Source organism: Sphingomonas sp. ABOLG (assembly GCF_003950435.1).
Taxonomy (GTDB): domain Bacteria; phylum Pseudomonadota; class Alphaproteobacteria; order Sphingomonadales; family Sphingomonadaceae; genus Sphingomonas; species Sphingomonas panaciterrae.
Window position 1 is genome coordinate 66,012 of record NZ_QQWW01000004.1, and the last position, 13,715, is coordinate 79,726.

Here is a 13,715-nt window from a genome sequence, read left to right on the forward strand (position 1 = left end):
GAGCGCTAAGATCGCCGCGCACAGCCCGTGTTCGCCTGCCCTCTACGAAATCGCCGCCCGTCTCGGACGAGGCAGCGCGAATTTTGGGTTGGCCACATCGTTATGCCACCCTATGTCCCGGCGCGTGAACATCCTGCTGCTTCTCTCTGCATTGCTGTCTGCGCTCACAGGCGTAAGCAACAGTGCGCGTGCGCAGGAGCAAGCACGTGCGGTGGCTGAGGGCTCGATTGCGGTTGCACGCACCGCCACCGCAACGCGCGTGGCCACCTGGCGTCCGCTTGCGGCATCGATCACGCTTGCCGAGGCGGCAAGGCTGACGGGCGGAGAGCCCCTCGTTCTTGCCCCGGGCGAGCCGGTCTTTGCGAGCCGCCGGCGCGAATAAGCCAGCGCGTCGTCCGGTGACCCGGACCGCAATCGCTTTTCTCTGCGCGCGCCTTCGTGGCCGTCGCGCCGCTATGATATCAGGAACAGACCCATGTTCGGCAGCATCGCCAAATCGCTCTTCGGTTCGTCCAACGATCGCTACGTGCGCTCACTCAATCCCATTCTCGCCAAGATTGCGTCGTTCGAACCGACGCTGCAGGCGATGGATGATGCGACGCTCGCCAACCAGACGGCGCTCTTTCGCGAGCGCCTGGCGAACGGCGAAACGCTCGACAGTCTGCTGCCTGAGGCCTTTGCGACCGTCCGAGAAGCTGCGAAGCGCGTTCTTGGTCAGCGCCACTATGATGTGCAGATGATCGGCGGCATCGTGCTTCATCGCGGCGAGATCGCCGAAATGCGCACGGGTGAGGGCAAGACGCTGGTGGCGACGCTCGCGACCTATCTGAATGCGCTGCCAGGAAAGGGCGTTCACGTCATCACCGTCAACGACTATCTCGCCGCGCGTGACGCGGACTGGATGGGACGTGTCTATCGCTTCCTTGGCCTCACGGTGGGCGTGATCGTTCCGAACCTTTCGGATGATGAACGCCGTGCCGCTTATGCTGCCGATATCACCTACGGCACGAACAATGAGTTCGGCTTCGATTACCTGCGCGACAACATGAAATATGATCGCGCGTCGATGGTGCAGCGGCCGTTCGCCATGGCCATCGTCGACGAGGTCGACTCGGTGCTGATCGACGAAGCCCGCACGCCGCTGATCATCTCGGGCCCGACGGACGACAAAAGCGAACTGTACATCGCGGTTGATGCCGTGGTGAAGCAGATCACGCCGGACGATTACGAAAAGGACGAGAAGCAAAAGACGATCGTTCTGACGGAAGAAGGCACCGAGCGGGTCGAGCGATTGCTGGAGGCGGCCGGTCTTCTAGAGGGCGCGAACCTCTACGACTTCGAAAATACGCAGGTGGTGCACCACCTGAACCAGTCGCTTCGTGCGAACGTCATGTTCAAGCGGGACATCGACTATATCGTCAAGGACGGGAAGGTGATCATCATCGATGAATTCACCGGCCGCATGATGGACGGGCGCCGCTGGTCCGATGGCCTGCACCAAGCGGTCGAGGCGAAGGAGGGGGTCCAGATCGAGCCTGAGAACCAGACCATGGCCTCGATCACCTTCCAGAACTATTTCCGCATGTACCCGAAGCTTGCCGGCATGACCGGCACGGCGGCCACCGAAGCTGCCGAGTTCTTCGACATCTACAAGATGAACGTCGTCACCATCCCGACGAACAATCCCATTCGCCGCGTCGACGAAGAAGATGAGTTCTACAAGGACACGCACGACAAGTTCCGCGCCATCGCCAAGCGGATCCGCCAGCATGCAGAGAAGGGGCAGCCGGTTCTCGTCGGCACCGTGTCGATCGAGAAGTCGGAGATGCTCAGCGAGTTCCTGAAGCAGGAAGGCGTTGACCATTCCGTCCTGAATGCCCGGTACCACGAACAGGAAGCGCACATCGTCGCGCAGGCGGGCCGACTGGGCGCGGTGACGATCGCGACCAACATGGCCGGCCGCGGTACCGACATTCAGCTCGGCGGTAACCTGGAATTCCGCGTGGAGGACGAACTCGCTGGCATGCCGGAGGGGCCGGACCGTGACGCCGCAATAGAACAGATCCGGGCGGAAATCGCGGCTGAAAAGGCGAAGGTGCTGGAAGCGGGCGGCCTCTTCGTGCTAGGTACAGAGCGTCACGAAAGTCGGCGTATCGACAATCAGCTGCGCGGTCGTTCGGGCCGGCAGGGCGATCCCGGCCTCAGCCGCTTCTATCTCAGCCTGGACGACGATCTGCTGCGTATCTTCGGACCCGACACGCTATTCGCGCGCATGATGCGCAGCAATATCGAGGACGGCGAGGCGATCGGCAGCAAGTGGCTGACGAAGGCAATCGAGACAGCGCAGAAGAAGGTCGAGGCGCGCAACTACGACATCCGCAAGCAGGTCGTCGAATATGACGACGTGATGAACGACCAGCGCAAGGTCATTTACGAGCAGCGTGCTGACATCATGGATGCCGAGACCGTCGGTGACGTCGTAACCGACATGCGCGCGGAAACGGTCAATGCGATCGTGGGCGATGCGTGCCCGGTTGGCTCCTATCCGGAGCAGTGGGATGTTGAGGGGATGAAGGATAGGCTTGCCGAGATCCTGAACCTCACGCCGCGCATCGACGATTGGCTCGGCGAGGACGCGGTCGATCCGGAAATGATCACGGAGCGTGTGCAGGCTGAGGCGGACGCGATGGTGGCGGCCAAGGCGGCAGAGCTTGAGCCGGAAACCTGGACTCAGGTCGAGAAGTCGATCCTGCTCCAGAACCTCGATCATCATTGGAAGGAGCATCTCGCGACGCTGGACGCGTTGCGTCAGGTGGTTCACCTGCGTGCCTATGCGCAGAAGACGCCGATCAACGAGTACAAGCAGGAAGCCTTCGCGCTGTTCCAGCGGATGCTGGATGCCATTCGCGAGGACGTGACGAAGACGATCGCGCATGCCCAGTTCCAGCTGCAGGCGCCGCCGCCGCTGCCGGATCTTCCGGACTTCATTACGACCCACTTCGACCCGTTCTCCGGTGAGGACAATTCGGCGGACGTGGATGCGGGCACGCTGGGCCTAATTCAGACGCAGGTGCCGCCGATGCAGATCCCGCAGCCTACCGGCGTCGAGGTTGGCGAGGACCCGGAGAGCTGGAAGGGCGTGGTCAGCCGCAATTCGCCGTGCCCGTGCGGCTCCGGGCGCAAGTACAAGCACTGCCACGGCGCGGTTTGAGCCTGGCTCGCGGGCGGACCGTTCCAGATCTCGCCCGCACCTCGCTATTTCTGCCGGCAGGTACGAAAGGGGCTTCGTCACCTTAGTGACGAAGCCCCTTCTGTTTTGTGTGGATCTCAGGTCAGCGGCGGCGCTGCTCGGGCAAACGGATCGTTGGCCCCAGCCGTTCGACGACATCCCGTGCGTTGAAAGCTCGCACCTCGCCACTTGGCGGTGCGCCCTTGCCCATCACGATCTCGGCCGATGCCTCGTAGCGGTCAACTGTCCGTACATCGAAGTCATTGAAGCCGCCGCCCCACGGGCCCCAGCCGCCCCAGCCGCCCCAGGGACGACCGTAGAAGCGCCATGAGGGGCCCCAATAGCCACCCCAGCCGCCATAGCCCCAACCCGGGCCGAAGCCAGCGCCCGGCGTCGCATAGGTACGTGCCTGGCGATCGGTCTGGCGATCAACCGTGATGAAATAGTCATAGCCGTTCTGCAGCGTCAGCTCGGCAGCACGATAAAGGAGATAGCGCTCCACCGTGTCACGATCGGTGACCGTGTTCCCGGCAAAGGTGACGAGAAAGCGATTGGCCTCGATCCGCTGATCGCTGAAGCCGGTACGATTGAAACCCTGACCGGTGGCAGGGCGATACGGCGTCTCGGTCGCGCAACCTGCCACCAGCAACGCGCCGGAAGCGGCCGCCGCCAGGAAAAGGCTACGACCGGTACGGTTCATGCTCATTGTGTCATCTCCGATACCCGCCAGATCGGCGGAAGCTGACCTCAGCCTAAATGATAAACCCGGAACGAGCGATGAACGGAATGGCTCCGATAAGCCTCGTTTCGTCGCACGGCAGTCACATCTGTCCGTCTCAGGGGCGGCTTCGTTCCTCCAGCACCTGAAGGTAGGCCGACAGCACCGCTTCGTTGATCATTTCCCAACGATATCCGGCGGCCTTGGTGGTTCCGTTGCGTCCCATCCGCAACCGCGCATCGCGGGACGCGACAAGCTCGGCAATGGCGTCCGCATAGCCGGGTACGTCGCGCGGCTCGACTAACCGACCGGTCTCGCCTTCGTCCACCAGCCCAACCGCGCCTGATGCACGCGCCGCAACAACAGGAACCCCGGCAGCCATCGCCTCCAGCGTGACGTTGCCAAAGGTCTCGGTAACGCTTGGGTTGAAGAAGACGTCCATCGACGCAACTGCGCGGCCCAGATCATCGCCGGACTGAAAGCCGGCAAATGCCGCGTCCGGAACCTGCTCCGCAAACCAATCACGCGCCGGGCCTTCTCCGATCACCAGCACGCGATGGCGCACATTGCGTTGCCGTAACTCGCCGACGACATTGGCGAAGATGTCGAGACCCTTTTCCTTGACCAGTCGCCCGAGGAACCCGACCGCCACCTCGTCATCGCCGATGCCAAGGTGCCGGCGCCAGGCGAGATCACGGCGGGCAGGGGAGAAGCGATCGTGATTAACACCGCGCGACCAAACGGCAGTCGGCGTACGCACCCCCCAGGTTTGCAGGATTTCGCCCAGCAGAAGCCCCGGCACCAGCACGCGTTCCGCCCGATTGTAGAAGCGCGTGAGGAGCCGCTCGACCATCGGCTCAAGGAAGCCAAGACCATAGTAGCGCGGGTACGTTTCGAAACGAGTGTGGAGCGATGCCACGCGTGCTATTCCGTTCCGCCGCGCGTAGCTGATCGCGCGATGCCCCAGGATATCAGGCGCAGATACGTGGATCAGATTGGGCGCGAACGCCTTCAGGTCACGTCGCACCTGGGCCGGAAGGCCGCGTGCAAGCCGATACTCACCGCGTTCACCCGGCAGTGGCAATGCCGGCACATCGACGAGATCGCCGGTGGGAGGGAAGGCCGGTTGGTCCACGGTTGGCGAATAGACGCGCACCTGAGCGCCCCGCGAGAGCAGGTGGCCAACCAGAAGATTGAGCGCCTGGTTGGCGCCATCACGGGTGTAGTTGTAATTGCCGCTGAAGAGCGCGACACGAAGGTCCGACGGCTGCATGATGGCGCGCCGCTACCGCTCGATTGCGGCGATCACGGGGCAAAGGTTTATTATCCGCTGAGGCTCCGTAGATCCGACAAGCGGGGAAGGCGGCGAATGCGCGGCTCCCGGCTGAGCTCCGCCTGTTCTCGGATCGATTGCCGCAGCTCATCCCGCTTCTCATGGATCGATGCGATCACGGGTCCCATGGCGACACCAAGGTCGACGAGGACAGCCTCCGACAATTGGAGCGAGCTTTCGAGCGTCTCCGGCACCGCATCGGTTACGCCAGCACGATAGAGCTCGGCGGCATGCGCTGCGTCACGGGCCCGGGCGATGATGGGAAGGTCGGGTGCCAGCGCACGAATCCTGCGCGCCAGTCGAACAGATAAGGGCGGATCATCCATGGTTAGGATGAGCGCGCGTGCATTGGGCAGGTCCAGCCGGTCGACGAACTGCGAGCGAACAACGTCGCCGAATATTATGGGATGGCCGGCCGCGCGCCCGGCCTTCACCGCATCGATGTTGGCCTCTACGGCCAAGTACGGTTGATCGTGGACCGCCAGGAGCTCTGCGACGAGCTGCCCGACGCGACCAAAGCCGATGATTACCGCCCGTTTGCCATCCTGGGGCGGCTCGTCGAGCGTCTCTCCCCGGCCTTCGATACGACGTGAAATGACGCGTCCGGCAAAGGCGAGAAGGGGTGTGATGGTCAAGCCAATCGCCGTCACCGTTTGCCAGAACGCCGCCGTGGAAAGCTGGATAAGCTGGGCCTGCGCTGCCGTCGCAAGTACGATCAGCGTCGTTTCGGAAGGACTGCCCATCAGGAGCCCAGTCTCTGCAGCGACACCACGACCCACGTTGGCCACGCGAAGGAGCAAATAGGTGACGATCGCCTTGATCGTGACCACCGCTGCCACCGCAAGCAGAAGCTCATCCCAATTCTGGGTGATCAATCGCAGGTCTAGGCTCATGCCTACCGTGATCAGAAAAACGCCCAGAGCCAGCCCCTTGAACGGCGCCGTTATGACTTCGACTTCAGTATGATATTCGGTCTCGGCGATCAGCAAGCCGGCGAGAAGCGCCCCAACGATGGGCGAGAGGCCGGCCGCAGTGGTCGCGACACTGGCGACGATCACCACCAACAGGGATGCCGCGAGGAAGAGCTCAGGGCTTTTTGTTCGGGCGGCCTGACCGAACAATCGCGGCAGGATCAGGCGCCCGGCAACGTACATCGCCACCACGGTCAGCCCGCCCCTCAGGGCAACCATCCCGATGTTCACCCACCCGCCTTCACCCGCCGAGGGCGCCAGCGCACCGAGCGCGAAGATGATGGGAACGAGCGCCAGATCCTCGAACAAAAGCATGGCGAAGGCGCCCCGTCCGACCGCGCTGACAGATCCGACTAGTGGCAAGACGAGCGCGGTGGAGGAAAGCGCTAGTGCGAGACCCAGCCCGATTGCACCAGGCCAGCTTTGCCCGACATAATGAAGCGTGATGCCGACGATGAGCGCAGAGCCCAGCAATTCGGCCGGCCCGATTCCAAAGACAAGCCGCCGCATAGCCCATAAGCGCCGGAACGACAGCTCCAACCCGATCGAGAACAGCAGCAGAATAATTCCGAATTCAGCAAAGGGCCTGACGAACTCGGGGTCGGAAATCGTCACATAATAAAGCCAGGGTGCGCGATCAATCTGGGTCCCAAGACCGGCTGGTCCGACCAACAGCCCGACCAGGATGAAGCCGATAACCGGGCTGATCTTGAATCTGGCGAAGGCCGGGATCACCAATCCCGCCGCCCCTAGAACTACCAGCGCGTCAGAGAAGCCGGGATTGTCGAGACCTATTGCCATGACGCATTGTGCAGACTGCGTCCCGGCTTGTCAGCAGCCGTGTTTCACCGCCTTCTTTCGCGACTCACGCATGTTCGCCACGGCAAGCGTTATCGCCAATCCCCCCAGGACGGCGGCATAGTACAGGATAAGACCCCCGCCTAAGCGCTCCCACAACAGTCCCAGCACATAGGTGGCGAGCAGGCCTGCGGCAAAACAATCCAGGCTGTGGCGGCCGATCAGCGCCATTGATCGCAAAGGAGCCGACTGGAGAAAGCGGCGGGCAACCGAAAGCAGGCTGGCATATAGCAGCAGCATGAGGATCGTGTGGCTCAGGCGCAGGAGGTTGAGACCATAGCGGCCGGTGAACCACTCTGGCCGGGCCACATCGTCGGCCCTCGCGACCGCGCCGACCGCGAACACCCCCAACAGCAGCGCCAAGATCCGCCAGTTGCCATCGAGCCATCTGAACAAGGGCATGTGAACGCGCCACGCACCGAGCACCATCGCCCCGAAGAACAGGAGCTGCCAACTCATCAGCTTCAGGATGCCGTCATCATTATGGCTCGGATCGGCAGACACGTGCCGGATCGTCAGCACCTGCGCCACCAGGTAAATGGCGATCGAAGCCATCAGGAGCAGCCGCGGCGAGCGACGATGAAGCGCGATTGCGAACGGCGCGATGAGCATCAGCGTGACATATAGCAGCAGAATGTCGAGTAGCCGCGGCGCCTTCTGCAAGGTCATGAATTGCAGCGTCGCCTGCAGCGGATCAGCGAGGAACGGCCCCAGCCGCCAGAAGCGCAGTTCCGCTGGAGACATGAATAGGGCCAGCGGGAGAACGAGCCCGAGGAGTGCGAGGTTGTACAGCCACAGCGTTCCTGCGCGCCGGATGACTGCCCGCGCGGCACTGGCACGCGCGAGATAGACCAGGCCAACCATATAGCCGGACATCACCACGAACAGCTCGGCTGCGGTGGAATAGCCGTATCGGGTCGGTGTAGGGATCAACCACGCGGTGAGGCCGTCGGCTTCGACAACCTGGCTCAGGTGATTAATCAGTATGGTGATGAGCGCCCATCCACGAAGGATATCGATCCGCTCTTCACGGAGGATAGGCTGCAACGATGAAGGCCCCGGCAACGTGCCGGGACCTTTCACTGTCGATGACTTATGCAGGCTTATGCCCAGGTCGCCATCTTGTTCTCGAGGTTGACGCGAACAGCTTCAAAGAACTGCTCGGTGGTCATCCACTTCTGATCCGGACCGATCAGGATCGCGAGATCCTTGGTCATGTCGCCGTTCTCGACCGTCTCGATGCAGACCTGCTCCAGCGTCTCGGCAAAGCGGGTGACATCAGGCGTTCCGTCGAACTTGCCGCGGAACTTGAGACCGCCCGTCCAGGCGAAGATCGACGCGATCGGATTGGTCGATGTCGCCTTGCCCTGCTGGTGCTGGCGGTAGTGGCGCGTAACAGTGCCGTGCGCGGCCTCCGCCTCGATCGTCTTGCCATCGGGAGTCATCAGCACCGATGTCATCAGGCCCAGCGAGCCAAAGCCCTGCGCGACCTGGTCGGACTGCACGTCGCCGTCGTAGTTCTTGCAGGCCCAGACGAACTCACCGTTCCACTTCAGCGCCGACGCGACCATGTCGTCAATCAGGCGGTGCTCGTAGGTGATGCCCAGTTCCTTGAACTTCTCAACAAACTCGGCCTCATAGATCTCGGCAAAGATGTCCTTGAAGCGGCCGTCGTAAGCCTTGAGAATGGTGTTCTTGGTCGACAGGTACACCGGCCAGTTGCGGTTGATGCCGTAGTTCAGCGACGCGCGAGCGAAATCACGGATCGACTCGTCGAGGTTGTACATGCCCATCGCGACGCCGGCGCCCGGGAAGTCGAACACTTCATGCTCGATCTCCTGGCCGTCCTCGCCAGTCCACTTCATCGTGAGCTTGCCCGCGCCCGGCACCTTGAAGTCGGTCGCGCGATACTGGTCGCCGAATGCGTGACGGCCGACGACGATCGGGTGCGTCCAGCCCGGGATCAGGCGGGGAACGTTCTTGATCACGATCGGCTCACGGAAAACAACGCCACCCAGGATGTTGCGGATCGTGCCGTTCGGCGACTTCCACATCTTCTTCAGGCCGAACTCCTCGACGCGCGCCTCGTCGGGGGTGATAGTGGCGCACTTAACGCCAACGCCGTACTTCTGGATTGCCTTGGCGCTGTCGACCGTCACCTTGTCGTCGGTGGCGTCGCGATGCTCCATCCCAAGGTCGTAATAATCGAGCTCGATGTCGAGGTACGGCTTAATCAGGCGCTCGCGGATCCATTCCCAGATGATCCGCGTCATTTCGTCGCCGTCGATCTCCACGACGGGCGTTTTTACCTTGATCTTCGCCATTGTCCGTATCCTTTGAAGGGGAGGGTTTGGCGCGGTCGATAAGGGTAAGGAGGCGGGGGATCAACCGCCAGGGTTGTCAACCGCGCGACCTGCCCGCCGCGTGCGTTGTGCCCTGCGGCCGCCAGGGCTACACGGATGATATGCCGTCCTTACCAAAGCCCGAAGAGCAGGGTCTGCCTGTCACCACCACCGTCAGATGGCGCTTCCCCGCCATCCATCCCGAAGGTCAGAAGTTCACCGCGATCGCGTTCGGCATCACGCTGTTGATGACGATCGTCCACAACATCTTCTTCTGGCCGCTGTTCGGCCTTACCGTGTGGGTAGCGGCCTTCTTTCGCGATCCCATCCGCACCACGCCGCGCGGGGAAGACCTGATCGTGTCACCGGCGGATGGCCTGGTGACGATGATTGCCGAGGTGCCGGTACCGCGTGAATTGATCGGTGAGTTGGGCGCTGAGCGCCTCACGCGCGTTTCGGTGTTCATGAGTGTATTCGACGTTCACATCAATCGCGCACCGATTGCGGGTACGATCCGGCAAGTGGTTTATATTTCGGGCAAGTTCCTGAACGCCGACTTGGACAAGGCTTCGGAAGACAATGAGCGCCAGCATTTCGTCGTAGAAGGGCATGATGGCCGCAAGGTAGCCTTCACCCAGATCGCCGGGCTGGTGGCGCGCCGGATCATGGGCTTCGTTAAAGTAGGCGACATGGTGGCAGCCGGTCAGCGCATTGGGCTGATCCGCTTCGGCAGCCGCGTCGACGTCTACCTGCCTGCGGGTTATTCACCCCAGGTCGCCCTTGGGCAGCGTGCGATTGCAGGCGAGACTGTGCTAGCGCGTGCGGGCGCAATTCCTGTTTCGGGTGTGACGCAATGAGGCGGCCGGTTCGCCCCCGTCGGGGAATTCCGCTTCGCGCGGTGGCGCCGAACGCGATCACTGCCCTGGCGCTGTGCTCCGGGCTCAGCGGGGTGCAGTTCGCGATCAAGGCGCGGATGATGGAGAATGATCTGCTGCTCCAGCGCGGCGCGGAATACGCCGCCCTGCACGATCGCATCGGCACTCACTGGCAGCTTGCGGTCATGTTCGTCCTGATCGCAGGTCTCCTCGATGGCATCGATGGGCGGATTGCGCGGCTTCTTCATGGACAGAGCCGCTTCGGAGCAGAACTGGATTCGCTGGCTGATGCCATCTCCTTTGGCGTCTCGCCCGCGCTGATCCTCTATCTCTGGTCGCTGTCGTCCCTGCCGCGCTTCGGCTGGATCGCCGCGCTGATGCTGGCGGTGTTTGCCGCATTGCGGCTCGCCCGGTTCAATGCGGCGATCGACTCTGACGAGCAGCCGCACAAGTCCGCCGGCTTCCTGACAGGTGTTCCCGCACCCGCTGGAGCTGGCCTTGCCCTATTGCCCATGTTCCTATGGTTCTGGACCGATGAGCCGCTTCTACGCTCATCCTATGTTGTCGCACCCTGGACCGCGTTCGCCGCGATCCTGATGGTGTCCAGCATCGCGACCTGGTCATGGGGATCGCTCCGGCTTCGTCGCAACATCCGGTTCGAGGCATTGGCGGTGGTGGTGATCATCGCCGCGGCGGCCGTTACGGCGCCTTGGCACACCGTCAGTGCGATCAGCATTGCCTATCTACTGGCGATCCCGTTCAGCATCGCAGCTTATGGCAAGGTCAAGCGGCTGCGCGCGAAGACGACGGTGCCGAGCGTACAGGGGTTGCCGCCCATCGCCTGACGGCAATCCGCTGCTCCGCGCGCACCAGCGTAGCAAGTGGATGGCGATGGGCCGGCTGACCACGCAGGGCTCCAATGATACGGTCCATTCGCGGCGCGATCGTCACTACAAGCGCGTAGATCGACACTCCCAACGTTCCGGCAAAGACAGCGAAACTCAGTACCGTCACCATTGCTCGCCTCCAACTCGACTTGCGAACCGTGGGCCATAAACCGCTGGAAACACGCCTCGTTCCGATCCTAGTCCGCCAATGGACAACAATTGGACCAACGAAGCGCTCGTTTCATCTCGGGCCGCCGTTGTGTTCGCTCTATGTTCTACCTGGTTGTTCCACTCCTGTTCTGTTTCGTCAAGTGGACATTGCCCTTGCATCTTCCGGCCTTTGGCGCTAACCGCGCGGCCTCAACTCCGCATGGGAAGCATCAAACCACCGGTGTGCCGGCCTTTCAGGCTCGCACCAGCCGCTTCCCAGAGGCCTAACCGGAAGGAAGAATGATCATGGCGGCACCCGTCGTCTCGATGCAGCAACTCATTGAAACCGGCGCGCACTTCGGCCACCAGACTCACCGCTGGAACCCGAAGATGAAGCCGTATCTGTTCGGCGATCGCAACGGCGTTCACATTATCGACCTGTCGCAGACGGTACCGCTTTTCGCCCGCGCGCTGGAGTTCATCAGCTCGACCGTCGCGTCGGGCGGCAAGGTCCTGTTCGTCGGCACCAAGCGCCAGGCGCAGGAGCCGGTCGCAGAAGCGGCGCGCCGCTCGGGTCAGCATTTCGTCAACCATCGTTGGCTGGGCGGCATGCTCACCAACTGGAAGACGATTTCTAACTCGATCAAGCGCTTGAAGGCGCTCGAAGAGCAGCTGTCGGGCGACACGCATGGCCTGACCAAGAAGGAAGTGCTGCAACTTACCCGTGAGCGCGACAAGCTCGAAATGAGCCTGGGTGGCATTCGCGACATGGGCGGCATTCCCGACATCATGTTCGTGATCGACGCGAACAAGGAAGAGCTGGCGATCAAGGAAGCCAACACGCTGGGTATCCCGGTGGTGGCGATCCTCGACTCGAACGTCTCGCCTGACGGCATTGCCTTCCCGGTTCCCGCCAATGACGACGCTGCGCGCGCCATCCGTCTGTATTGCGAGGCAGTGGCGATCGCCGCGACCCGCGGCAACGCGGAGCAGCAGCGCCGTGGTGGTGCGGACCTGGGCGCCATGGCTGAGCCGCCGGCCGAGGAATCGCTGGGCAGCGATCCGGTCGTGCCTGCCGCTGCCACCGAAGAGTCGCGCCAGATCGACGCATAAGCGTCAGCTTCGGCAAGCTTTTCACCGTTCGTGCCGGGCTTGTCGGGGCACCATCCTTCCTTCGCTGTGCGGCGCAGATAGATGGCACTTCGACAGGTCCGGACGAACGGGTTTTCATATGAGCTGATCCTGCCGACGGGATCGATAAAGAGGACTAGGACGATGGCCGATATCACGGCAGCAATGGTCAAGGAGCTGCGCGAAAAGAGCGGCGCCGGCATGATGGACTGCAAGAAGGCGCTCAACGAGACCGGCGGCGACATGGACGCGGCGATGGACTGGCTGCGCACCAAGGGCCTCGCCGCAGCGGCGAAGAAGTCCAGCCGGACGGCAGCCGAAGGTCTGGTCGGCATCGCAGTTCGTGGCACCAAGGGCGCTGCGGTCGAGGTGAACTCGGAGACGGACTTCGTCGCCAAGAACGACCAGTTCCAGCAGTTCGTCCGCGAAGTGACGGAAATCGCGCTGGCGACCGGCGGCGACGTCGAGGCGCTCAAGGGCGAGAAGATGCCGAGCGGCAAGACGGTCGACGAGGTTCTGACGAACAACGTCGCGACCATCGGCGAGAATCAGTCGCTTCGTCGCGCAAAGACGCTCGAAGTGTCGAAGGGCGCTGTCGTCGGCTACGTCCACAATCAGCAGGCACCTGGCCTGGGCAAGATCGGCGTGCTCGTCGCGCTGGAGAGCGAAGCGGCCGATGACGTCCTTCAGGCTCTCGGCAAGCAGCTGGCGATGCACGTCGCCGCCGCTTTCCCGAAGGCGCTGAACGAAGAGGATCTCGACGAGGCGGAAATCGAACGCGAGCGCGCCATCGCGGCCGAGAAGGCAGGCGAGAGCGGCAAGCCGGCCGACATCATCGCCAAGATGGTGGAAGGCTCGATCGCCAAGTACCGCAAGGAGCACGCGCTGGTCAGCCAGTTGTTCGTGATGGACGGCAAGACCAAGATCAGCGACGTCGTGGCAAAGGCTGGCAAGGACGCCGGCACCCCGATCGTGCTGAAGGACTATGTCCGCTTCCAGCTTGGTGAAGGCATCGAGAAGGAAGCATCTGACTTCGCTGCCGAAGTCGCTGCAGCCTCGGGTGTGCCGCAGAGCAAGCAGGCCGAACCGGCCGCCTGATAGCGCGATCTGACGGCCGTTCCGCTGAAAAGCGAGTGAACGGCCATCATTCGGGTTCGCCCGCCGCTGGCTTGCTCTCATGGAGCAGGCGGCGGCGGGCGGCCCGATTTTCGTTTCCGCCGT

The 13,715-nt window shown here is 62.5% G+C and carries 10 protein-coding genes; 5 read left to right on the top strand and 5 right to left on the bottom strand.

Annotation, left to right across the window (positions count from 1 at the left end; translation table 11 throughout):
• Positions 1 to 475 precede the first annotated feature (475 nt).
• Complete coding sequence (secA, locus tag CA236_RS05910; protein WP_125944927.1) at positions 476 to 3,211, top strand: preprotein translocase subunit SecA; 2,736 nt, start codon at positions 476 to 478, stop codon at positions 3,209 to 3,211.
• Positions 3,212 to 3,332: 121 nt separating this feature from the next.
• On the opposite strand, the gene CA236_RS05915 is transcribed toward secA, so the two are convergent.
• The 5 genes from CA236_RS05915 to CA236_RS05935 all read right to left on the bottom strand — a co-directional run bounded on the left by CA236_RS05915 (position 3,333) and on the right by CA236_RS05935 (position 9,433).
• A complete protein-coding gene (locus CA236_RS05915) occupies positions 3,333 to 3,935 on the bottom strand; it encodes a hypothetical protein (protein ID WP_186313943.1) in 603 nt (200 codons plus the stop codon).
• Positions 3,936 to 4,065: 130 nt separating this feature from the next.
• Entirely contained in the window at positions 4,066 to 5,220 is a 1,155-nt protein-coding gene (locus tag CA236_RS05920; protein WP_046410540.1) for a glycosyltransferase family 1 protein, read from the bottom strand.
• A gap of 50 nt (positions 5,221 to 5,270) precedes the next feature.
• On the bottom strand, positions 5,271 to 7,052 hold the full coding sequence (locus tag CA236_RS05925; protein ID WP_125944928.1) for a cation:proton antiporter: 1,782 nt from the start codon (positions 7,050 to 7,052) through the stop codon (positions 5,271 to 5,273).
• A gap of 30 nt (positions 7,053 to 7,082) precedes the next feature.
• Positions 7,083 to 8,156 (bottom strand): OpgC domain-containing protein, encoded by a 1,074-nt coding sequence (gene opgC / locus CA236_RS05930; RefSeq protein WP_046410543.1) that lies wholly within the window; start codon positions 8,154 to 8,156, stop codon positions 7,083 to 7,085.
• Positions 8,157 to 8,212: 56 nt separating this feature from the next.
• On the bottom strand, positions 8,213 to 9,433 hold the full coding sequence (locus CA236_RS05935; protein ID WP_046410545.1) for an NADP-dependent isocitrate dehydrogenase: 1,221 nt from the start codon (positions 9,431 to 9,433) through the stop codon (positions 8,213 to 8,215).
• A 140-nt stretch (positions 9,434 to 9,573) separates the two neighbouring features.
• Between CA236_RS05935 and CA236_RS05940 the strand changes: the two genes are divergently transcribed.
• The 4 genes from CA236_RS05940 to tsf all read left to right on the top strand — a co-directional run bounded on the left by CA236_RS05940 (position 9,574) and on the right by tsf (position 13,592).
• On the top strand, positions 9,574 to 10,308 hold the full coding sequence (locus CA236_RS05940) for a phosphatidylserine decarboxylase (RefSeq protein WP_046410547.1): 735 nt from the start codon (positions 9,574 to 9,576) through the stop codon (positions 10,306 to 10,308).
• Positions 10,305 to 11,171: a phosphatidylcholine/phosphatidylserine synthase gene (locus CA236_RS05945; RefSeq protein ID WP_125944929.1), complete on the top strand. Its 867-nt coding sequence runs from the start codon at positions 10,305 to 10,307 to the stop codon at positions 11,169 to 11,171. The genes CA236_RS05940 and CA236_RS05945 overlap by 4 nt, the downstream gene beginning before the upstream one ends.
• 498 nt (positions 11,172 to 11,669) lie before the next feature.
• Entirely contained in the window at positions 11,670 to 12,476 is an 807-nt protein-coding gene (rpsB, locus tag CA236_RS05955; RefSeq protein WP_046410551.1) for a 30S ribosomal protein S2, read from the top strand.
• Positions 12,477 to 12,638: 162 nt separating this feature from the next.
• Entirely contained in the window at positions 12,639 to 13,592 is a 954-nt protein-coding gene (gene tsf / locus CA236_RS05960; RefSeq protein ID WP_125944931.1) for a translation elongation factor Ts, read from the top strand.
• Positions 13,593 to 13,715 lie beyond the last annotated feature (123 nt).